21 protein-coding genes are annotated in these 21,667 nt (G+C 35.2%); 8 read left to right on the top strand and 13 right to left on the bottom strand.

The annotated features are described in order from the left end of the window. Positions 1-44: 44 nt before the first annotated feature. Complete coding sequence (locus CN326_RS10890; protein ID WP_098309044.1) at positions 45-1,514, bottom strand: RNA-guided endonuclease InsQ/TnpB family protein; 1,470 nt, start codon at positions 1,512-1,514, stop codon at positions 45-47. A gap of 198 nt (positions 1,515-1,712) precedes the next feature. Here CN326_RS10890 and CN326_RS10885 point away from each other — a divergent pair, with 198 nt between their 5' ends. After that, positions 1,713-1,970: a hypothetical protein gene (locus tag CN326_RS10885; RefSeq protein WP_253628592.1), complete on the top strand. Its 258-nt coding sequence runs from the start codon at positions 1,713-1,715 to the stop codon at positions 1,968-1,970. Positions 1,971-2,109: 139 nt separating this feature from the next. Here CN326_RS10885 and CN326_RS10880 read toward each other — a convergent pair whose 3' ends face one another. Together CN326_RS10880 and CN326_RS10875 are read right to left on the bottom strand one after the other, a co-directional pair. After that, entirely contained in the window at positions 2,110-3,084 is a 975-nt protein-coding gene (locus tag CN326_RS10880) for an L-threonine 3-dehydrogenase (RefSeq protein WP_141525026.1), read from the bottom strand. Positions 3,085-3,118: 34 nt separating this feature from the next. Further along, complete coding sequence (locus tag CN326_RS10875; RefSeq protein ID WP_098309041.1) at positions 3,119-4,309, bottom strand: glycine C-acetyltransferase; 1,191 nt, start codon at positions 4,307-4,309, stop codon at positions 3,119-3,121. A 215-nt stretch (positions 4,310-4,524) separates the two neighbouring features. Here CN326_RS10875 and CN326_RS10870 point away from each other — a divergent pair, with 215 nt between their 5' ends. After that, positions 4,525-5,256 (top strand): class I SAM-dependent DNA methyltransferase, encoded by a 732-nt coding sequence (locus tag CN326_RS10870; RefSeq protein WP_098309040.1) that lies wholly within the window; start codon positions 4,525-4,527, stop codon positions 5,254-5,256. Between the two features lie 194 nt (positions 5,257-5,450). On the opposite strand, the gene CN326_RS10865 is transcribed toward CN326_RS10870, so the two are convergent. The 3 genes from CN326_RS10865 to CN326_RS10855 all read right to left on the bottom strand — a co-directional run bounded on the left by CN326_RS10865 (position 5,451) and on the right by CN326_RS10855 (position 8,387). Continuing rightward, on the bottom strand, positions 5,451-6,263 hold the full coding sequence (locus CN326_RS10865; protein WP_098309039.1) for an ABC transporter ATP-binding protein: 813 nt from the start codon (positions 6,261-6,263) through the stop codon (positions 5,451-5,453). A gap of 64 nt (positions 6,264-6,327) precedes the next feature. Next, positions 6,328-7,386 (bottom strand): FecCD family ABC transporter permease, encoded by a 1,059-nt coding sequence (locus CN326_RS10860; protein WP_098309038.1) that lies wholly within the window; start codon positions 7,384-7,386, stop codon positions 6,328-6,330. Further along, a complete protein-coding gene (locus CN326_RS10855; protein WP_098309037.1) occupies positions 7,383-8,387 on the bottom strand; it encodes a FecCD family ABC transporter permease in 1,005 nt (334 codons plus the stop codon). Before CN326_RS10855 ends, CN326_RS10860 begins: the two co-directional genes overlap by 4 nt. Before the next feature lie 173 nt (positions 8,388-8,560). Here CN326_RS10855 and CN326_RS10850 point away from each other — a divergent pair, with 173 nt between their 5' ends. Further along, the gene (locus tag CN326_RS10850; protein ID WP_098309036.1) at positions 8,561-9,526 is read left to right on the top strand and encodes an ABC transporter substrate-binding protein; all 966 of its coding nucleotides are present in this window, start codon (positions 8,561-8,563) and stop codon (positions 9,524-9,526) included. A 359-nt stretch (positions 9,527-9,885) separates the two neighbouring features. Further along, on the top strand, positions 9,886-11,277 hold the full coding sequence (locus tag CN326_RS10845) for a peptide MFS transporter (protein WP_098309035.1): 1,392 nt from the start codon (positions 9,886-9,888) through the stop codon (positions 11,275-11,277). A gap of 32 nt (positions 11,278-11,309) precedes the next feature. On the opposite strand, the gene CN326_RS10840 is transcribed toward CN326_RS10845, so the two are convergent. Beyond that, a complete protein-coding gene (locus tag CN326_RS10840) occupies positions 11,310-11,489 on the bottom strand; it encodes an acid-soluble spore protein H (RefSeq protein ID WP_098309034.1) in 180 nt (59 codons plus the stop codon). A 182-nt stretch (positions 11,490-11,671) separates the two neighbouring features. Then, complete coding sequence (locus tag CN326_RS10835; protein ID WP_098309033.1) at positions 11,672-11,959, bottom strand: ArsR/SmtB family transcription factor; 288 nt, start codon at positions 11,957-11,959, stop codon at positions 11,672-11,674. Between the two features lie 764 nt (positions 11,960-12,723). Here CN326_RS10835 and CN326_RS10830 point away from each other — a divergent pair. Then, positions 12,724-14,352, top strand: coding sequence for an L-lactate permease (locus CN326_RS10830; protein ID WP_098309032.1), 1,629 nt, complete (start codon positions 12,724-12,726; stop codon positions 14,350-14,352). 115 nt (positions 14,353-14,467) lie between these two features. On the opposite strand, the gene CN326_RS25085 is transcribed toward CN326_RS10830, so the two are convergent. From CN326_RS25085 to gloA2, 3 genes are all read right to left on the bottom strand, one after another. Further along, positions 14,468-14,593, bottom strand: a complete 126-nt coding sequence (locus tag CN326_RS25085) for a hypothetical protein (RefSeq protein WP_255258124.1) — start codon at positions 14,591-14,593, stop codon at positions 14,468-14,470. A gap of 200 nt (positions 14,594-14,793) precedes the next feature. Beyond that, entirely contained in the window at positions 14,794-16,092 is a 1,299-nt protein-coding gene (locus tag CN326_RS10825; RefSeq protein ID WP_483295643.1) for a hemolysin family protein, read from the bottom strand. A 134-nt stretch (positions 16,093-16,226) separates the two neighbouring features. Beyond that, positions 16,227-16,613: an SMU1112c/YaeR family gloxylase I-like metalloprotein gene (gene gloA2, locus CN326_RS10820; RefSeq protein WP_098309030.1), complete on the bottom strand. Its 387-nt coding sequence runs from the start codon at positions 16,611-16,613 to the stop codon at positions 16,227-16,229. Between the two features lie 164 nt (positions 16,614-16,777). On the opposite strand from gloA2, the gene CN326_RS10815 reads away from it, so the two are divergent. The 3 genes from CN326_RS10815 to CN326_RS10805 all read left to right on the top strand — a co-directional run bounded on the left by CN326_RS10815 (position 16,778) and on the right by CN326_RS10805 (position 20,771). Then, positions 16,778-17,956 (top strand): NupC/NupG family nucleoside CNT transporter, encoded by a 1,179-nt coding sequence (locus CN326_RS10815; RefSeq protein WP_098309029.1) that lies wholly within the window; start codon positions 16,778-16,780, stop codon positions 17,954-17,956. Positions 17,957-18,239: 283 nt separating this feature from the next. Beyond that, a complete protein-coding gene (locus tag CN326_RS10810; protein WP_098309028.1) occupies positions 18,240-19,253 on the top strand; it encodes an LCP family protein in 1,014 nt (337 codons plus the stop codon). 264 nt (positions 19,254-19,517) lie between these two features. Further along, entirely contained in the window at positions 19,518-20,771 is a 1,254-nt protein-coding gene (locus CN326_RS10805) for a VanW family protein (RefSeq protein WP_098309027.1), read from the top strand. Between the two features lie 4 nt (positions 20,772-20,775). Here CN326_RS10805 and CN326_RS10800 read toward each other — a convergent pair whose 3' ends face one another. Together CN326_RS10800 and CN326_RS10795 are read right to left on the bottom strand one after the other, a co-directional pair. Next, complete coding sequence (locus CN326_RS10800) at positions 20,776-21,048, bottom strand: hypothetical protein (RefSeq protein ID WP_098309026.1); 273 nt, start codon at positions 21,046-21,048, stop codon at positions 20,776-20,778. Between the two features lie 20 nt (positions 21,049-21,068). Then, complete coding sequence (locus tag CN326_RS10795; RefSeq protein ID WP_098309025.1) at positions 21,069-21,581, bottom strand: RNase A-like domain-containing lipoprotein; 513 nt, start codon at positions 21,579-21,581, stop codon at positions 21,069-21,071. Between the last annotated feature and the right edge of the window lie 86 nt (positions 21,582-21,667).

Genomic DNA, 21,667 nt, shown 5'->3' with positions numbered 1-21,667 from the left:
CCCCACTTACCAAAGCTGGAAGTGGGGGTTTCTAACGTTTCGGCCTAACGGACGATTAACGTCAGTGGAGTTAACACACTAGCGAGCTGTTTCACGCCTAACCCCTCTATCCCGTTTCTCCATGCATTCGGGACTACTTTTCGTAAAATATTAGCCGCAGCGTTTACATCTGCGTTGATTCCGATTCCTTTTGCAGAACGATACATACCACGCTTCATCCGTTTTCCTGAAAAAGTTACATTTTGGTCATTTGTTCCATACGTTGGAATGAAGTCATTATCTAGAAAACTTGCTTTTGATGTGTAAGATTCCTCGGTTACAACAACTTGAATACCTACCGCACTCGCTTTGTATGTAATCATTTGAATCAATAAACTATGCGAGATATGGCAAATTGTTTGGTTATTTTTCTTTCCCATATTCGTTTCTTGTTTCCAACTTTTATTTTGACCAATAACGATTTTGCAAACTTCTTCTTCTTGAGCTAGTTTTACAATATGATGACTAGCTTTATGGAAGATATCTTTTATTTTCAGGTAACGCTTTTGATGAAGTTTTTCTATTCTTTTAGAAGTAAAAGGTCCTTCATTTATTTGTTTACCTTGCCTTAGAACACTTGTAAAATGGCTCTTCATTTTATTGTAATATTGATTTATGCTTTTGACATGCTTGCCCTTAACAAGTACAGGCTTCATACCTGTGTTTGTTACGATGGTTGCAAGATTATCAATACCTAAATCAATACTCATATAACGACCATTCTCTTCAACGGATTGTTGTTCTGAAGGAACATCTATCACCAATTCCACTACATACTCATTGTATTTTGGAATGACACGAACTTGTTTCAGCTTACCTTCAGTAATCCCTAATTTCCCAATGTTTAATTGCAATTTTGTCTTTGGAAACTTTAAAAACTTATCATTTTTAATGACACAATCTTGGTTGGTATACAAGATTTCCTTTTCAGAAGAACGAATATACTTTGGAATTCTAGGTTTTCCCGTATATTTGTTGGGATTCTTTTTATAATTTTTTAAACTAGCAAAAAAAGACTTCCAATTTTGGAATACATTTTTCATGATTGATTGACTAGATTGCGTAGGTAAAGCACGATAATCCTTCTGAATCATCGCTTTAAATAATGCATCCAGAAAATTATAATCTACATAAGGTTTTTCTGTAGTTGGTTCTGAAAACAAATTACATTTCACTTCTTTTTGTTTTTCTTTTGGTTTTGTTTTCTCTTTTTCCAATTTCTTTTGATAGGCAAGAAGTTGTGTATCATTCATCTTCCCAATGTTTTTATCAATTGTATCCAAAACTTCTTTTTGTAAAGGTTGTAATTCCTTATCTTGTGTCAAACCTGTATACACTTGTCGTATATAAAAGTTTGTCGTGTTGTACATATTTTTAGCGCTTTGGCAAGATTCTTGAAAATAAGAATACATACGATGTCCTTTTTTAATCCAAATCTGAAGAGTTTTATAATTTATTTGATTTTCCGTTGTCATTTTTTCACCTCCTTGTTAAGGATATTATACCAAAACAAGAACGTATGTTTCCATCGTTTTACTTGAACATAAAATATTTTTTCGATTCACCTCACCATCTTCACATATGTTTAGAGGTGGGAGTCCTCTCGAAAGGTATGATAGAAGCATTTTGGGTATATTAAGGCAGAAGTCTACTATCTAAATATATTTGAAAGGGTGTTCCATTTGTCCCCGAAAAAAGATGAGCAATATACAGATGTTACTGCTGCTGAAGCTCGACATCAATATGTCATTCCTGAGGAACTTCCTGAAGGTCCTTACGGTTCTCCTACTAACAGAAAGTTAGGAAAATCGACACCTTGGGATGAGGATCAAAAAACACATAAAGCATTTAGCTACGAATATGAAAAACAATACGAAGAAACGGAATACCAATACCCGGAAGCAGAAAATATAGACACGCATGAAAAGTGAAGTCTATATAACAGCTTTAACCGCTACTAGGCAACTTATTTCTTACCTAAATTGAACTTTCACCAGCAAGTAGCCCTCAACCTACCTGGACACGCAGACAAAAAAGCCGATTCAATATATTGAATCGGCTTTCTTTCAATTAGCCAAGTACTAACTCAGCTTCTAATTTTTTTTTTAATTTCGCAAGCATATCAGCTGTCATTTTGTCTAAATCATAGTCTGCTTTAAAGCCCCACTCTTCTTTCGCTGCTGTTGCATCAATTGAGTTTGGCCAGCTATCCGCAATCTTTTGACGAGCTGGATCAACTGCGTAATCCATCGTGAATGTTGGGATGTGCTTACGAATAGATGCTGCAATTTGTTCTGGCTCGAAGCTCATTGCTGTAATGTTAAATGCATTGCGATGTTTTAGCTTACTTGGATCTGCTTCCATTAAAGAAATAATCGCTTGCAGTGCATCTGGCATATACATCATGTCCATGTATGTTCCTTCTGCAATGTAAGAAGTGTACGTACCTTTTTTAATTGCTTCATAATAAATCTCAACTGCATAGTCAGTTGTACCCCCTCCAGGAGGAGCAACGTAAGAAATTAAACCAGGGAAGCGTACGCCGCGCGTATCTACACCAAACTTTTGATAGTAATAATCACATAAAAGCTCTCCAGCCACTTTGTTTACTCCATACATCGTAGTTGGACGCTGGATAGTGTCTTGTGGTGTATTATCTTTCGGTGTTGTCGGACCAAATGCGCCGATTGAGCTTGGTGTGAAGAACTTACAGTTTAATTCACGAGCTGCTTCTAACGCATTTACAAGACCGCCCATATTTAAATTCCAAGCAAATAATGGATTTTTTTCTGCTGTTGCTGAAAGCAGTGCTGCTAAATGAATGATTGTATCAACTTCATTACGCTTTGCAATCTCATGTAATTTTTGGCCATCTGTTACATCTAGTATTTCAAATGGACCAGACTTTACAACTTCACTATCTGTTTCACGAATATCTGTTGCGATAACGTTTGATGCACCATATACATCACGAAGTTTCGTTACAAGTTCAGAACCAATTTGACCTAAAGAACCGGTTACTAGAATTTTTTCCATTTTCCCCACTCCTCATTTGCAAGCTTTCATAGATGCGAATGTGTTAAATAATTCCCATTTCTTTCCCAACTTTTTCATACGTACGAATTGCTTCATCAAGCATTTCTTTCGTATGTGCTGCTGTTGGCATATTACGAACACGGCCTGTTCCTTTTGCTACAGTTGGGAACACAATTGATTTTGCATATACGCCCTCTTCATTTAGACGTTTACTAAATTGTTGTGTTAATACTTCATCACCAATAATACAAGGTGTGATTGGTGTTTCACTTTCTCCAATGTTAAAACCAAGTTCTTTTAAGCCTTGTTTTAAATAACGACCATTTTCCCATAAACGGTCATGTAGCTCTGTGCTTTCCATTAAAATTTCAATTGATCTCATACATGCTGCTGCATCAGCTGGTGTTAACGCCGTTGAGAATAAAAACGGACGTGAACGAACTTTTAACCAATCGATTAAGTTTTTCTTACCAGCAACATATCCACCAATTACACCAATTGCTTTAGATAATGTACCGATTTGGAAATCTACTTTATCAGATAGTCCAAAATGTTTAACCGTACCAGCACCTTTTCCAAGTACGCCAGAACCGTGTGCATCGTCAACATAAGTCATTAAATCTAGTTCTTCTGCAATTTCAACGATTTCTGGTAGTTTTGCTACATCGCCATCCATTGAGAATACACCGTCTGTAATAACCATTAATTTATTGTATAAGCCAGATTCTTTTGCTTCGATTGCTTTTTTACGTAAATCTTCCATATCGGAATGCTTATATACAATAATTTTTGCTCTTGATAAACGGCTACCATCAATAATAGATGCATGATTTAATTCATCAGAAAGAATTGCGTCATTTTTATCCATAACAGCTGAAATCGCTGCCATATTACAGTTGAAACCAGATTGATATGCGATTGCTGCTTCTGTGTGTTTAAACTTTGCAATTGTTTCTTCTAATTTCACATGTAAATCAAGCGTACCGTTAATTGTACGAACAGCACCTGCACCAACGCCATATTTATGAATTGCGCCAATTGCTGCTTCTTTTAAACGCTCATCCGTTGCTAAACCAAGGTAGTTGTTTGAAGATAAATTAATATATTCTTTTCCGCCAATTGTAATAACTGGTCCATTAGAACTTTCAAGCGGATCAATAACATTATAAAGTCCCTTTGATTTCAAATCATCTAGGTTTTCTACTAAAAATTTGTCAAGTGTTTTGCTAGACATCGTGAAACCTCCCTATCATTCATATAAAGAAAGCATTATCATAATATAGACAATACTCCCTTTAATAGCTTAACACGTTTCAAAAAATTATTATAGGAAAATAGCTAAAAGTAAACGCTTACAACTAACGATTATATCCTATATAATTAAAGAAATCTATTATTATTATTTGGATTTTTCTAGAATAGAAAAAATGTTTTCAAGGAGATGATTGAATGTCATATACAGAATCTGACGTTTACAATGAGAACTTATTTTTTGAACAATATATGAAACGTAGACATCGAACCGATAACCCAAACGACACAATTGAAAAACCTGCTCTCTTACAGTTACTTGGTCATATAAAAGATAAAAGTATACTTGACCTTGGCTGCGGTGATGCACAATTTGGACTAGAGTTACTACAAAAAGGCTGCCAATCTTATACCGGAATCGAAGGCTCTCATCGTATGTACGAAGAAGCTCAAAAACAATTAAAGAATACAAATGGAATTGTCCATCTTCTAAACCTCAAAGACTATACATATCCCAATTCTACTTTTGATATCGTTACATCTAGACTTGTCTTTCACTATATTGAACATATTGATGATACTTTCAGACAGATTTTTCAAACGTTAAAAACTGGAGGCACTTTCGCCTTTAGTGTTCAACACCCGATTATTACTTCCGCATTTGAAAGCTTACAACTAAGTGGAAAACGAACTAGCTGGCTTGTTGATGATTATTTTAAAACTGGCAAACGCGTCGAGCCATGGATTAATGAGCAAGTTGTTAAATATCATCGTACAATTGAGCAATACTTCCTCTCCTTACAAAAAGCTGGTTTTACAATTAATAGTTTACGCGAAGCAACACCAGAAGCTCAGCATTTTCAAAGTGAAGAAGAATATGAACGTAGACTGCGTATCCCTTTGTTTTTATTATTTTCATGTACAAAGTAAAAAGGCGATGATGATTCATCGCCCTTTCTTATCCCGCATTAACGGGCAGTAAGCCCCCACCTCAAGATTGAAAGAAAATCGAAGAAGATAGGCGGGGGGATAACTGCCCATAAAAGCCCGATTGGTTCAACTAACCCTCGGTGGGTGATGAAGCCCTCCCACTGAGGGAAGTTTCACTTTATGTTTTTTCTCTTTTAATTAACCGCTTGCGGGAGTATGCGTCTTCCCTTTCCTTGCGGGATACAAAGCGGTGTACCAAATAACGGATCTCTTATAATTTCACAATTCATACGAAAAACATCACGTACAAGCTTATCATTAATAATATCTTCTGGTTTGCCTTGTGCATAAATTTGTTTATCACGAATTGCTACAATATGATCTGCATAACGACAAGCTAAATTTAAATCATGCAGCACCATTACGATTGTCCGTTGCTCATTCTCATTTAACTCAAATAATAAATCAAGCACTTCAATTTGATGTGTCATATCTAAATATGTTGTTGGCTCATCTAATAAAATGATATCTGTATCCTGTGCAAGCGTCATTGCAATCCATGCACGCTGACGTTGTCCACCAGAAAGGGCGTAAACATCTCGTTCTGCAAATTCGGTCATTCCCGTTGCAGCTAGTGCTTTCCACACCATTTCTTCATCCTGCTCCGACCATTGCTTTAGCCATGTTTGGTATGGATAACGCCCTTGTTTAACAAGCTGAAGAACAGTTACTCCTTCTGGTGCTTGTGGACCTTGTGGTAAAATCGCAAGCTGGCGGGCAATTTGCTTCGTTTGCATATTTTGAATAACTTGATCCCCTAATAAAATATCCCCGGATGTAGGTTTTAATAAACGGGCAAGGGAACGTAATAAAGTAGATTTCCCACAGCCATTTGAACCTATAAAAATCGAAATTTTTCCTTTTGGAATTTCTAAATCTAATTCATCAATAATAATTGTTTCACCATAAGACAATGTTAACGATTTAGTCTCTAATGTTTTTTGCATGTTTCTCTTCCTTTACTCCGTTTTTTAATAGATAGTAAATCATCTATGTATTTTTTCTTTACCTTTATGAATTTCGACTTTTATAAAGTAAATAAATAAAATACGGAGCACCGATTGCTGATGTAAATACACCTGCTGGAACTTCAAGCGGAGCAAAGACTGTGCGTCCAATTAAATCTGCAGCAAGTACTAAAATCGCCCCGACAACAGCTGCTACTGGAAGTAATGCACCGTATAAAGAACCAACTAATCTTCTTGAAATATGCGGCGCCATTAAACCAACAAATCCAATTCCACCCGCAAAAGCAACTGCTCCTCCAATTAACGCCGTACTAAGGAGTAGCAGGAAAAAACGTGATTTGGTTAAGGGGATTCCAAGTCCGGTAGCAATATCATCACCAAGTTCTTGTACATTTAAATGTCTGGCAGCTACAAATGCTACCGCTGTTAAAATAAGAACCCAAGGTGCTAATATCGCAACATTTTCCCATGAAGATCCGTAAACAGTACCAGTAATCCAAATATTTGCTTGACTCGTTTGATATATAGGGGCTAACAGCATAAATAAAGTTGTCGCTGCTTTCGTTAACGCCCAAAATCCAACGCCAATTAAAACAAGGCTAATCGCTGATAATCCATTATTTCTCCATGCAAATAAATATACAAAAAACGCAACAACGGTCGCTCCAATAAAGGCCGCCAGCGGCATATACTGAATACTTACTGTTAATGCATTATTTTTATCACTAAATAAAGCAAGGAATAGTACAACTGCTACACTTGCACCACCTGTAATTCCAATAATATCAGGAGAAGCAAGGGGATTTCGAACGAGGCCCTGTAAAATACAGCCCGCTACAGCAAGAGCTATCCCTACGAGAATTGCAATTAAAATACGTGGCATCCGAAATTGGTTTACAACCATATTTGACATCGCATCGCCATTTCCGGTAATTGCTTGCCATACATCATATGGAGCTACTTTCATCTCTCCCATACCAGCGCTTGCAAAGAATAGCCCAATTAAAACAACTAATAAACCCAATAAGACGAGACAAGCTCGTTTATACATTAAAAACGAGAGGCCGTCTTTTCCTACACGAAACGGAATATACTTCTTCATTTGCTAAGCCCTCTCTTACGTGCAATATAAATAAAGAATGGTGCCCCAATAAATGCTGTCATGACTCCAACTGGAACTTCTTGCGGCATAATAATATATCTTGCAGCAATATCTGCAAGTAACAATAATATTGCGCCTAATAGCCCACTATAGGGCACGATCCAACGATGGTCTACACCAACAAGTGCTCTTGCGAAATGAGGTATAATAATCCCAACAAATCCAATTGGACCTGCAACTGCAACGGAGCCACCTGATAGTAGTACAATAATCAAGAATACTAACGATTTCATGAGTACCGTTCGTTGTCCCAATCCTTTCGCTACATCTTCTCCCATCATGAGTGTATTCACTTTCCCAGCCATTAGAAGAGCAGCAAGCCATCCAACTAATAAATATGGAAATACAGATTGCAATACTTCTAACTTCCTACCTTGTACAGAACCAGCAAGCCAAAATAAAACTTCTTCTAGTGCACTTTCATTTAACACAAGCAATCCTTGTGTTAAAGAAGAAAATAAAGCACTGATTGCTACCCCGGCTAATGTTAACTTAAGCGGAGTTGCTCCTTCTTTTCCTAAAGAACTAGAAGCAAATACGAATGCCGCGGCAACTGCCGCTCCTAAAAAGGCAATCCACGTAAACGCTGATAAAGATGTCACGGAAAAAACAACGGTCGCTACCACAATAAAAAAAGAAGCACCTGAGTTTAATCCGATAAAGTCTGGAGCAGCAAGCGGATTTTTGGTTAAAGTTTGCATAAGGCAACCAGCGATAGCTAAACTAGCACCAACACTAGCTGCGATAAGCGCACGAGGAAGACGTACGTTTTGAATAATAATATGTTCATTTGAACCATTAAAATGGAAAAAAGCATCCAGTGCTAGTTTCGAACTTGTATTTGTATATCCCAAAATAATACTCCCCCAAATACAAGTAATAACTGCAACGATTCCAACAAATAGCCCAATCCATTTTGCTTGATTTGTTTTTAATAACATGCAGCATTTCTCCTTTAATGCATACTAATACATTTTTAGTGTATTGTAGCTGAATTCACCTTGTCAATAATAATAATAATCATTTTCAATTACTATTGACAATCTATTCGGAACACTTTAATATCAACCTTGTTATTGAAAAAGATTCTCAATAAATACAAGGGGGATACATAATGAATTTCATCAAACAAAAATCATTTGCATTATTTGCACTTATACTATCGTTCTCACTTCTTTTAGGGGCATGTGGTAAAACCAATGACAAAGCTGAGTCTAAAAAAGAAGATAAACAAGATACGATTACAATTGAACACGCAATGGGAAAAACTGAAGTTCCTGCAAATCCGAAACGTGTTGTTGTTTTAACAAACGAGGGAGCGGAAGCTTTACTTTCTCTTGGTGTAACACCAGTGGGAGCTGCACAACCACCAACCGGTGACCCATGGTATCCACATACGAAAGATAAATTGAAAAATACAAAACCTGTCGGTGACGAACTCCAAGTCAATCTCGAAGCAATCGCTGCTTTAAAACCCGACTTAATTATCGGTAACAAAATGCGTCAGGAGAAAGTGTACGAGCAGCTAAATAGCATTGCTCCTACTGTTTTCTCAGAAACACTGCGCGGTGAGTGGAAAGATAACTTTAAATTTTATGCAAAAGCAGTGAATAAAGAAAAAGAAGGTCAAAAAGTCCTAGCTGATTATGACAAGCGCATAAAAGACCTACAAGGAAAACTTGGTGATCAAGTAAATCAGGAAATTTCTATGGTACGCTTTATGCCTGGTGATGTTCGTATTTATCATCAAGATACATTCTCTGGGGTTATCTTAAAAGAACTTGGTTTCAAACGTCCTGGTGATCAAAATAAAAATGATTTTGCAGAACGTAACGTATCAAAAGAGCGAATCCCTGCAATGGATGGCGATATATTATTCTACTTCACATACAATAAAGGAAATGAAAACAAAGGTTCTGAATTAGAAAAAGAATATACGAGCGACCCTCTATTCCAAAACTTAAATGCAGTGAAAAACGGTAAAGCATATAAAGTTGACGATGTCATTTGGAATACAGCTGGTGGTGTAATAGCTGCTAATTTAATGCTAGATGACATTGAAAAACGCTTTGTAAAGTAAAATATCTCGTAAAAAATAACTCCTATACACAGGAGTTATTTTTTATTTTGTATTCTTATTCAAAATATGTTATATTTCAAAAGTATACCAAAAAAGTATTCTGTATATCAGAAAAATTATTTTAATCTAAATTTTCTGATTAGTGTTTCTTTTTTGTTCTTTTAGATGAAAAAGAATACACTTGAAAACGCTTATTTTAAAGTTTTCGGGAGAAAATACAAAAAGCAAAGACGTTTTTATAGAATTGGCGAAATTTTTTTATTATATTTCCATATAATTCTATTGACTTCTAAATATTTTGTAAATTAAAATGATTACATAAATATCCGTTATACAGGACAGGATTAGGAGGAAGAAATATGGATGCAGCTTTAAAGTTAAACAAAGCTGAAGAACAACAATCACCAAAGAAACATCCTCCGGGATTATATTTGTTGTTCTTTACAGAAATGTGGGAAAGATTTAGCTACTACGGAATGCGTAGTCTTTTAGTTCTTTATTTAACAACTGCAGTTGTTAGCGGGGGGCTAGGATTTGACAAAGCAGCCGCTGTACAACTTTATGGTACATTTACAATGCTCGTATATTTCACGCCAATTATTGGCGGTTGGTTAACTGACCACTTTATAACAAAACGCCATGCGATTACTATTGGCGGTATTATTATGGCAGCTGGTAACTTTACTCTTTTCTCAATGAATACAAAAACTGGACTCTTCTTAGGATTAGGATTATTAATTATCGGTAATGGATTCTTCAAACCAAACATTTCAACTCTTGTAGGTTCACTTTACGGTGAAAATGATAAACGCCGTGACTCTGCTTTCACAATCTTCTACATGGGTATTAACTTAGGCGCTTTAATTGCACCGTTACTTTGTGGTTTCTTAGCAGAAGATTTCTTTGCATCAACTGTTAACGGCGTTATGGTAAAAGGATACAAATACGGCTTCTTAGCTGCTTGTATTGGTATGATTGTTGGTCAAATTCTCTTTAACTTACTAGCTAAACGTTATCTTGGTGATATCGGAACAACAGTTGTTGGTAAAAAATCAGCAGATAGCGCTGCAAAAGTTATCGAGAAAAAACCTTTAACAAAACAAGAGAAAAACCGTACTTGGGCAATTATCATTTTAACTTGCTTCGTTGTCTTCTTCTGGGCGGGCTTCGAACAAGCAGGTAGTTCTTTAACTCTTTATACAGATAAATTCGTTGATCGTACTATTTTCGGATGGGAAGTTCCAACTTCTTGGTTCCAATCTGTTAACCCATTGTTTATCGTTTTATTAGCACCAGTTGTTTCTACGTTATGGGTAAAACTTTCTAAAACAAAAAATGGCGATTTAAAAATCCCAACAAAAATGGCATTTGGTATGATTCTGTTAGGAATCGGTTACCTTGTATTAACATTAGCAGTTCTAAAAACAGGTAGCGATGAAGCTCATATTGCTGTAAAAGCAAACTTACTGTTTATTGTTATCACATATGTATTCCATACAATTGGTGAGCTATTCTTATCACCTATCGGTTTATCTATGGTAAGTGCAATTGCTCCTGTAAAGTTAGCTTCTTTATTAATGGGTGTATGGATGGCTGGTACTGGATGCGCAAACTGGCTAGCTGGTAAATTAGCAGCTTACACACAATCTTTAGGTTATTTAGAAGTATTCTCAAGCATCGGTATTATCGTTATTGTATTAGGCTTCGTACTTCTTATGTTCTCTAAAAAAATTGCACATATGATGGAATAAATGTAAAAAGCGGAGAAATTTCTCCGCTTTTTTTAATGCTCTTCTAATGCAGTAATATCTACTTGTACTGTTTCATTTGGTGTTTTTATATCGTGTACATTAGCAAGTCCACTTGCCTCATCACAGCTTTCAATCCAGACAGGCACACCATGATATGTAACGTCAATTCTACTTGATGATGATAAAATTTGTTTTGCTCGCTTTATATCCACTATTGGTCCCTCCTTATTCTTTATTACATTCTTTTTTATATTGCCATGTCTGGATGAATTTTATCCCATTTATCCTCCTTCACTACTATGACCTAAAGTCACAGTCTCACTTTAAATTTTTGTTCAATTCACAAAAAAAAGGTATGTACAAATACATACCTTTTTTCCACAATATCCAAATTTTAAGAAAATAATGTTTTTACAACTTCACTTACTTTATCGCTGTACACTTGATAATATACTTCCAAACCACGTCTTTCAAAACGTACGACTTTATTTTGCTTTAACTTCGTTAAATGTTGTGATACTGTAGATTGCGGAATTTCTAATACTTTCTGTAGCTGTGTTACGTTACAAGTTCCACGCTGCATAAGCTCCATTACAAGACGCAGACGAAGCGGATGAGCTAGCGCTCGCAACATTTGTACATCCTCTTCTGAAATACGACACTCAAATTGATTTTGGTACATACTTTCCCCTCATTTTTTCTTTTTATTTTTCTATTTGTACATGTTTATTTTTATATTTCTTCCTATTATTACATTTTATACTGAATAATTTACAACAATAAAAATTACCTTCCCCCCTTTATATTAAAGAGAAAACTCTCTTTTGATGTTTGAATATTATACTATATGGCTCAGAAAAAAAGCAAAGTATCTCTAATGACGTTCATTGCCTTCCAAAGTAATTTTCTCAATATTTTTGTTATATTTTTTACAGGTCATATCCTCTATCCATTTTCTTTGTTCCTAAGGCAGAGGTCTTACTGTCCGTTTGTTCAGGATAAAACATATAAAGTGAAACTTTAATCAGTGGGGGTTTTCTTCATCCCCCACTGATTATTAGTTGAACCAATCGGGCTTTTACGGGCAGTTTATCTCCTACCTGACTTCTTTGCTTTCACCGAATTTCGAGGTGGGAATATTACTGCCCGCAAATAGCGGGATAAAATCAATAATAATAATAAAAATTATGAAAGAATAGATAAACAACATATAACGTATCCTATCTATGTACACTCTTTCCTGTATATCAATTCTTTTAGTTCTTTCCAATTTATTCATAAAATGTAGCAGAATTTTTACAGTTAAATGTTCTATGGAATAATTATACTTTTCCACGTTGACAATAGTGCCGAGGGAGACTATACTAACAATGTAAGTTGATTGTGAATGATTTCACAAGTAAATGTGAATAACTTCACAAATTATATATAGGAGATGTCGCAATTATGAATACATGGACACAGGTTTACGACCCATTACACAACATTTGGCTATCAGCACTTGTAGCCGCTCTACCAATTTTATTTTTTATACTATGTTTAACAGTGTTTAAAATTAAAGGATACTTATCTGGACTCTATAGCGTTATTTTAGCTATTATTCTTTCTATATTTGTCTATAAGATGCCAGCAACTATGGCTGTATCATCCGCTGCCTTTGGTGTAGCAGCCGGGTTTTATCCAATTTGTACAATTGTTATCGCAGCAATTTTCCTTTACAAACTAACTGTAAAAACTGAGCAATTTAACGTCATTCGTGATAGCATTTCTAGCATTACAAGCGATCCTCGTCTTCAAGTGTTATTAATCGCTTATTCTTTCGGTGCTTTCTTAGAAGGTGCAGCAGGTTTCGGTGTACCAGTCGCTATTACAGCAGCATTACTTGTAGGTATGGGCTTTAACCCATTAAAAGCAGCTGGTATTTGTTTAGTTGCCAATATTGCTGGTGGTGCGATGGGAGCAATGGGTATTCCAGTTACAGTACCTGCTCAATTAACACAACTAGATCCATTAATTGTTGGTCGTCAAGCTGTAACATTATTACCTTTCATTAGCTTTGTATTACCATTCTTACTTGTTGCAATCGTTGATGGTTTTAAAGGAATTAAAGAAACTTGGCAAGGTATTCTTGTAAGCGGCGGTTCTTTCGCTCTTACTCAATTCGTTGTAACATATTTCCTTGGTGCAGAACTCACTGATATTTTCGCAGCTGTTGTCAGCATGATTGCATTAGCATTATTCTTACGTGTATGGCAGCCGAAATCTTCAGAAAAAAGTAAAACAAAACAAAAACAGACAGAAAAACATAGTTATACTATGAAACAAATTTTATATGCTTGGTCACCATTTGTATTCTTAACTGCATTTGTAACAATTTTCAACTTAAAACCAGTAAAAGCCTTATTCGCTCCAGATGGTGCATTAAGTAACTTAATATGGAATATTCAAGTACCTGGCCTGCACAATCACGTGATTAAAACAGCGCCAATCGTTAAAGCAAATACACCGTTTCCAGCAATCTTTAAGTTAGATGTATTCTCATCAACAACTACTGCAATTGTACTTGCAATTATCGTATCTTTACTTGTATTCCGTGTAAGCGGTAAGTTAATAAAAGAATTAACTGTTGAAACATTAAAAGAGTTAAAAGCACCAATTTATACAATCTGTAGTGTAATTGCATTAGCATATGTAACAAACTATTCTGGTATGTCTTCAACTCTTGGATTAGCCTTTTCATCTACTGGAAAAATCTTTCCAATATTCTCTCCAATCTTAGGTTGGATTGGCGTATTCATAACAGGTTCTGTAGTATCTAGCGGCTCTCTATTTGCACCTCTTCAAGCTGTTACAGCCGCTCAATTAGATATCAACCCTTCTACTCTTGTTGCCTTAAACGTAGTAGGCGGTACAATGGCAAAAATGGTATCACCACAATCAGTTGCTGTAGCTTGCGCGGCAGTTGGAATAGTTGGTAAAGAATCAGAGCTATTTAAAATGACAATGAAATACAGCTTAATCTTCTTATTAATTATTAGCTTACTTCAACTGAACGCTGTGTTCCATATTTTCTAATATAAAAGGCTGATGACTCGTTCATCAGCCTTTTGCTTTATTTATTCACTTAAAATACAATACTTCATGCTCCCTAATGGATCCTCAACTCTAAGCTATTACAAGCATCTAGCATCTAAACATAGACAATTGGTTCTAACGTTACTCCAAATGCAAAATGATTTTTCTTAACCTCTTCTCCTGCTAAAATTCCCCATGATCCTAATATTTTCTTATTTTTTCCAATACAAAAAACGCACATCGTCTTTCTTCATTTACTATAATGCCCTATTAATAAGAAAAAACAGCTATTTATCCCGCATTAACGGGCAGTAAGACCCCCACCTCAAGATGTAGAGAGAATCGAAGACGATAGGTGGGGATAACTGCCCGTAAAAGCCCGATTGGGCGGGCTTTCCATCAGTGAGGGATGCCCCCCTTCCCACTGATGGAAGTCTCACTTTATAAAGCTACTGTTTTTTCTTCTGTTTCCAATTTTTTTATCTCTATTCGCTTAATTTGATGAGTATCTTTTTCAAGAATAGTAAATGTCCACTCACCAACAACCATAGCATCTCCTTCTGCAATCGGTTGTCCTTGCATCATTAACCAACCACCAATTGTGTCGACATCATGTTCGTCCAAATGTAAGCCAAATAAATCATTAATTTCACTTACTAACACTTTCCCATCCACTACTTTACAATTTTCACTAACATCTTGAATAGGTGGGTGTTCATCCTCATCATATTCATCTCGAATTTCTCCCACAATCTCTTCTAGAATATCCTCAAGTGTAACCAGCCCTGCAGTTCCACCGTATTCGTCATATAAAATTGCGAGTGGAATACGTTTTTTTTGCATATTCAACAATAAGTCATGTATTGGAATGTTTTCCATTACTTCAATGACTGGTCTTGTATATGTCATGATTGATTTTGCTTCTCGTTTTTCCCCATCTATATAACGGATGAAGAAATCTTTCACATTCACCATTCCCATAACTTCATCTTTGTCTTCACCGAATACTGGGTATCTTGTATATTTTTCTTGTCGAATAATTTCAATATGTGTTTCAAATAAATCTTCAGCATATAATCCAACAATTTCCGTTCGCGGTACCATAATTTCTTTCGCAAGACGATTGTCAAATTCAAAAATATTGTTTACGTATTTAAATTCCGCTTGATTAATTTCCCCGCTTTCATAACTCTCTGATAAGATGAGACGGAGCTCTTCTTCTGAGTGTGCAACTTCATGTTCAGAAGCAGGTTTTAGTCCAAATAAACTTGTCACAAAACGAGCGGCATGATTTAATGTCCAAATAAATGGATACATAATGCGATAAAAATAAATTAATGGCTTTGAAAACATTAGACTAATGTGTTCTGCCTTTTGAATTGCAAATGTTTTTGGTGCTAATTCACCAATTACAACATGTAAAAAAGTAATAACAGCAAATGCAATAACAAAAGATACAGTACTAGCAATTGAAGGAGAGATTTGAAATTTAATCAATATAGGCTCTAATACATGTTTTACAGTTGGTTCACCTAACCATCCAAGTCCAAGTGCCGTAATTGTAATTCCAAACTGACAGGCTGACAAATATTCATCTAAATTAGAAATAACTTTTTTTGCTGCTATTGCTCCTCGCCTTTTTTCTCCTACGAGTTGATCAATACGACTAGTGCGTACTTTGACAATCGCAAATTCAATTGCAACAAAAAAACCCGTTAACGCAATTAAAACTGCAACCAGTATTAAATTCCCTATTTCCAAGTATCTCCCTTAGCTGCAGACAACTAAGGTTACACCTCCTGCAAAGATAAGTTTAACTTTCTTTATTTTCTCTCTTTCCCTCATAAGAAAAACTGTATAAATTTCACCAATTTTTATTTCTCATATAATTCAAGTGGTAAACCATCTGGATCTTGGAAAAATACAAAACGTTTTCCAGTAATTTCATCGATTCGAATTGCTTCAGTTTGTATACCATGCTGCTGTAAATATGAAACAGCTTCTTCTATACATTCAACAGCAAACGCTAAATGTCTCAATCCCGCTGCCTCCGGAAAACTTTTTCGCCTTGGAGGATTAGGAAATGAAAATAATTCAATTTGATATGTATCTCCAACACATAAATCAAGCTTATATGACTCTCTTTCTTCTCGATATACTTCACGTAGAACTTGAAAACCGAGTACTTCTGTATAGAATTTTTTTGATACTCCATAATTTGAACAAATAATTGCGATGTGGTGAACATGAGTAATATTCATCGTATCTTTTCCTTTCTTGTATATTCTTCTATGAAATGAAAAACCTATATGTAAAGTGAGACTTCCATCAGTATGTTTTTTCATCTCACTGATGGAAAGCTCTCACCAATCAGGTTTTTACGGACAGTAAGGCAAGAGAAAACTATTCATACAGGAGGGTTACTATGAAATTTTTTACATTTGTGCTCGGACTCATTGTTGTTTTTTTTCTTGCTTTTATAGCAAGTAACAATAGAAAACATATTAAGTTCAAGCCGATTCTTATCATGCTTATTATACAATTAATCTTAACGTTCCTATTATTAAATACACAAATGGGACTTATCTTTGTAACAGCAATTTCAAATTTATTTAATGAGTTATTAAAATATGCTGCGGCAGGTGTAAACTTTGTATTTGGCGGCTTATTAAACAAAGGCGAAATGTCTTTCTTTTTAAACGTTTTACTTCCAATTGTATTTATCTCTGTCTTAATTGGAATCTTACAACACTTCAAAATTTTACCATTTTTTATTCGATGGATTGGTTTTTTCCTTAGTAAAATAAATGGCCTCGGTAAATTAGAGTCCTATAACGCAGTTGCCTCTGCTATTGTCGGACAATCAGAAGTGTTTATTACTGTAAAAAAACAGCTCGGACAAATTCCAAAACATCGTCTATATACACTATGTGCTTCAGCAATGTCTACAGTATCCATGTCCATTGTCGGTGCCTATATGACGATGATTGAACCAAAGTATGTTGTAACTGCTCTCGTCTTAAACTTATTTAGTGGATTTATTATCGTATTAATCATTAATCCATACGATGTGAAAGACGAAGAAGATATTTTAGAAGTCAAGGAAGAAAAACAAACTTTCTTCGAAATGCTGGGAGAGTACATTTTAGATGGATTTCGTGTCGCAGTTGTTGTTGGAGCAATGTTGATCGGTTTCGTTGCTCTTATAAGCGCTATTAATGGTTTATTTGCAATCATTTTTGGTATTACATTTCAACAATTACTTGGGTATGCATTTTCTCCAATTGCTTTTATTATTGGCGTACCTGCTGCAGAAATTGTACAAGCAGGCAGTATTATGGCGACAAAGCTTATTACAAATGAATTTGTGGCCATGATGGATTTAAATAAACTTGCAAATACACTCTCTCCTCGTACGATAGGTATTATTTCTGTCTTTCTAGTATCTTTTGCAAATTTCTCTTCTATTGGAATTCTTTCAGGAGCAGTAAGAAGCTTACATGAAGAACAAGGAAATGTTGTTGCCAGATTTGGCTTAAAGCTCCTATACGGAGCAACCTTAGTAAGTATTCTATCTGCAATTATTGTGAGTATTATGATTTAAATAGGTAAAATTTTAATCTTTTTTTTTCTTTATTTTTTATATACAATAATATTTAAGCAGATGCCTTCATTAACTGTAAGGCATCTGCTTTTTGTATAACAACTTTTCATACACTGAGAATTATAAGATATCTATATAGAACGATATGTTTCATATATTTCATTTTCGTGTCAATTAAAAATTTATAGTGAAAACCCCTTATATTTATGTACAATAGAAAGTGTGCCTTTTTTAAAAATTATAAGAAAATATTTTAATTGATTGTTTAAAAGGAGAAAGATTAATGAAGCCTGATTTAGAAACGACAGATAGAGCGGCAAAAAAGCGTTCTAAGAAAAAGCGTATACTATGGTTTGTTCTCATTCCTTTATTCCTTGTGATTATTGGAGGAGGCAGCTATTTCTTCCACATATATAACAAAGCACAAGCTGTTGCAAACGGTGCATTCTCAGAATTAGGACGAGGAGATAAATCGGCAAAGCGCGAAAAAGCAGTGAAGCCGATGACAGATAATGTTTCCATCTTAATCATGGGTGTAGATGAAAGTAAGACCCGAGAAAAAGAGTACGGAACTGCAACTCGTACAGATGCATTATTACTTGCAACAATTAATAAAAACGATAAATCTGTAAAACTATTAAGCATTCCTCGTGATTCTCGAGTATATATTCCATCACGAAAAAAAGAAGATAAAATTAACCATGCACATGCATTCGGTGGTGTTGATAGTACAATTGATACAGTAGAACGTTTTTTAGATGTTCCTGTTGATTATTACGTGAAATTTAACTTTGAATCATTTATAGAAATTGTTGATTCTCTTGGCGGCATTGATGTAGATGTACCAGTTACATTTACTGAACAAGATAGTAAAGACAATCCTGATGCTATTCACCTTGAAAAAGGTCGTCAGCACTTAAATGGCGAAGAAGCACTTGCGCTAGCGAGAACACGCCATATTGATACTGACTATATGCGCGGCCAACGTCAACAACTTGTTTTAGAAGCAATCGCTGAAAAAGCATTATCTGTAAATTCGATTGACAAACTTGGTGGTTTACTAGATGCGGTAGATAACGATATCAAAACAAACTTGACTTTCGATGATATGATGGCAATTACTAAAAACATGATGAGTTCTGACCTAAAAATGGATAAATTGCAAATAAAAGGAAAAGACGAATATATTGATGGTATATATTATTACGTTCCTGAAGAAGAAAGTGTTCAAGCTATTTCTGAAGAACTACAAAATCACCTTGGTGTTACAAGTAAATCAGATCATAAGAAACTATAAGAAAAAAACAGCTGTTTTTTTCTTATATACACCTACATACATTTCATACTGCAATACAAACATGAATTTCTTTGCCTCCCCCTCATAAAATTCTAATTTAAGGTAATTATATTACAAAAATGTAACGTTTTTTTACAAAAATATTACACAGACAATAAAATTAATAGTATACTAGTGTGTAATTAATACTTTTTTATCATTTTATACGTTAAAAATAATACATATCATACATAACCTAAAAATTTTATTTTGGGGGGGAAATAAATGAAATTACGTAATTGGATTATTGGTTCTGTGATTGCCGGTGGAATCATTCTTTGTGCTGGCGGTGTTAGCGCTTATCAATATGTATCCAAATTGAATAATCAGTTAGATACATACGTTTTACCCCACACAACATTTGAAGGTATTTCCTTAGATGGCAAAACGAAAGCAGACGTTCAACAAATTGTTCAACAAAAAGTTGATGAATTAAATAAAAAATCCGTGAACTACACCTTCCAAGACAACACACAGACATATACTTGGCAAGAACTAGGCGTTGAATATAAGGGTACAAATGTTGCGGATGAAATTTTCAAAGAACAACAGAGCAATATTTCTAATCGTTATAAAATGCGTAAACAAGCTGAAAAAGGTGAACTAAAGCGTGACTATAAGCTAGATCCTTCTATAAACACAGCAAAATACGATGCATTTATAAAAGAGAAATACAATGACCTCCTAGTAGAGCCTGTCAATGCAGAGTTATCTGTTTCTGGAACAACGGTTAATATTAACGAAAGTAAAGATGGCGAGAAAGTTGATAAAGAAAAATTAAAATCCTTAACAACAGAAGCAATTGCTACAAATAAACAGGATATCCAAGTTCCAATTACAGCAGTGAAACCAGAACACTCAACAGAAGATGTGAAAAACATGGGGATTCAAGGAGTAATTGCTGAATATTCTACTCCGTTGGCTGGCCGAAATGCGAATCAAACATTTAACGTACAACGTGCTACCAACACATTAACAGGAGTACTTGTTGCACCTGGTGAAACATTTAGCTTTAACAACCGCGTTGGCATTACAGATGCAGCACATGGCTATAAATCAGCGGCTGTATATGTAAATGGAAAAGTAGAACAAAGTGCCGGCGGTGGTGTTTGCCAAGTAAGCAGCACATTATATGGTGCTGTATTGCGTGCTGACTTAGGAGTTGTAGCCCGGAGTAATCATTCTTTACCAGTCCATTACTTACCACTTGGTCAAGATGCAGCTGTTGCTGACTATGGTCCTGATTTGAAATTTACAAATAATACTGGTAAGTATATTTACATTCAATCATTCACGGATGGCAGCAGTGTAACTGCTCGTATTTTCGGTACAGATACAGGAAAAAATGTAGAAGTTTCTTCGAAAGTTATAAGTGAAACAGATAAAAACATTGTGGCTGTAACATATAAAAAAGTAACACAAAACGGGCAAGTACTCTCCAACGGTCAAATTTCAAAAAGCACATACAAAAAGGCGTGATGATTCACGCCTTTTTGTTTTGTAATATAGAAACAAAATTACTAATATGTGCTTTTGTTTCTTCTATTGTCCATATACGATTCCCATACCGCTCAGCTTCTTGACACACTTTCTTCCAATCTTCTATTTTTTGCATTTGAACAAATTCATGTAATAATTTCTTCTTCGTTTCTTGTTCTTCCTGTTCTTTAAATTGTTGCATAAGATCAGTCATTTCTTCTTCATATATACTTAGTGTACAATATGCCTTAAGGAAATATTGAAATGTCGAATACATAAATCTCTCTCCTTTCTTATTTATTCAGAAGGATAAGAAGTAATAATTTTAAAGCCTAGCTCACTCCCTTTATCTTTCTGCAACACAGTCACTGTATTACGAAGTCCATCTTTTACACGCATATCTTTTTTTAATACTGTTTTTCCAACTGGAAATGCATGCTTTGTATTCAATACAAGACGGTTTTCCTTTGATTCTTTCAGCCATGTATTAATTTCTTTTTCATGTTGCTTTAAACTATCTTTTACCGCCTTTGTTGCTGTTTCTTTATCGTAATATGTACTTGCAGCGGATACTTTATCTGTACGCAATCGTTCTTTTAATTGCTCTTCTGTTTTGCCAACGTGACGCTCTAACGTATGACCATTTTTCGGCGGTCCTTCCATTTCATCTAAAATGTTGTCACTAACATTTACAACTGCTGCACTATTTTCTTTCGATGTGGTTTGTTTTTGTTGCTGTCCTGAACATCCACTTAATACAAGTATCATCATAAGCATTACGCTTATAACAACATTCCGTAATCGTTTCATCGTATCACCTCTTCCATGATTATTGTATTATCTTTAGAAAAAGTCAATTTTAGCTCTTAGAGAAACTATCACGTACAACAGATACC

Source organism: Bacillus sp. AFS018417 (assembly GCF_002560985.1).
In the GTDB taxonomy this organism is placed as follows: Bacteria; Bacillota; Bacilli; order Bacillales; family Bacillaceae_G; genus Bacillus_A; species Bacillus_A rhizoplanae.
Note: the sequence above shows the minus strand (reverse complement) of the source record. Positions and strands in the feature narration are given on the sequence as shown.

Excerpts from the sequence above, each read along its gene's own strand:
- CN326_RS10890 (WP_098309044.1), bottom strand. The coding sequence starts at position 1,514 with ATGACAACGGAAAATCAAATAAATTATAAAACTCTTCAGATTTGGATT.
- CN326_RS10875 (WP_098309041.1), bottom strand. The coding sequence starts at position 4,309 with ATGTCTAGCAAAACACTTGACAAATTTTTAGTAGAAAACCTAGATGAT.
- CN326_RS10870 (WP_098309040.1), top strand. The coding sequence starts at position 4,525 with ATGTCATATACAGAATCTGACGTTTACAATGAGAACTTATTTTTTGAA.
- CN326_RS10865 (WP_098309039.1), bottom strand. The coding sequence starts at position 6,263 with ATGCAAAAAACATTAGAGACTAAATCGTTAACATTGTCTTATGGTGAA.
- CN326_RS10860 (WP_098309038.1), bottom strand. The coding sequence starts at position 7,386 with ATGAAGAAGTATATTCCGTTTCGTGTAGGAAAAGACGGCCTCTCGTTT.
- CN326_RS10855 (WP_098309037.1), bottom strand. The coding sequence starts at position 8,387 with ATGTTATTAAAAACAAATCAAGCAAAATGGATTGGGCTATTTGTTGGA.
- CN326_RS10850 (WP_098309036.1), top strand. The coding sequence starts at position 8,561 with ATGAATTTCATCAAACAAAAATCATTTGCATTATTTGCACTTATACTA.
- CN326_RS10845 (WP_098309035.1), top strand. The coding sequence starts at position 9,886 with ATGGATGCAGCTTTAAAGTTAAACAAAGCTGAAGAACAACAATCACCA.
- CN326_RS10835 (WP_098309033.1), bottom strand. The coding sequence starts at position 11,959 with ATGTACCAAAATCAATTTGAGTGTCGTATTTCAGAAGAGGATGTACAA.
- CN326_RS10830 (WP_098309032.1), top strand. The coding sequence starts at position 12,724 with ATGAATACATGGACACAGGTTTACGACCCATTACACAACATTTGGCTA.
- CN326_RS25085 (WP_255258124.1), bottom strand. The coding sequence starts at position 14,593 with ATGTGCGTTTTTTGTATTGGAAAAAATAAGAAAATATTAGGATCATGG.
- gloA2 (WP_098309030.1), bottom strand. The coding sequence starts at position 16,613 with ATGAATATTACTCATGTTCACCACATCGCAATTATTTGTTCAAATTAT.
- CN326_RS10815 (WP_098309029.1), top strand. The coding sequence starts at position 16,778 with ATGAAATTTTTTACATTTGTGCTCGGACTCATTGTTGTTTTTTTTCTT.
- CN326_RS10810 (WP_098309028.1), top strand. The coding sequence starts at position 18,240 with ATGAAGCCTGATTTAGAAACGACAGATAGAGCGGCAAAAAAGCGTTCT.
- CN326_RS10805 (WP_098309027.1), top strand. The coding sequence starts at position 19,518 with ATGAAATTACGTAATTGGATTATTGGTTCTGTGATTGCCGGTGGAATC.
- CN326_RS10800 (WP_098309026.1), bottom strand. The coding sequence starts at position 21,048 with ATGTATTCGACATTTCAATATTTCCTTAAGGCATATTGTACACTAAGT.
- CN326_RS10795 (WP_098309025.1), bottom strand. The coding sequence starts at position 21,581 with ATGAAACGATTACGGAATGTTGTTATAAGCGTAATGCTTATGATGATA.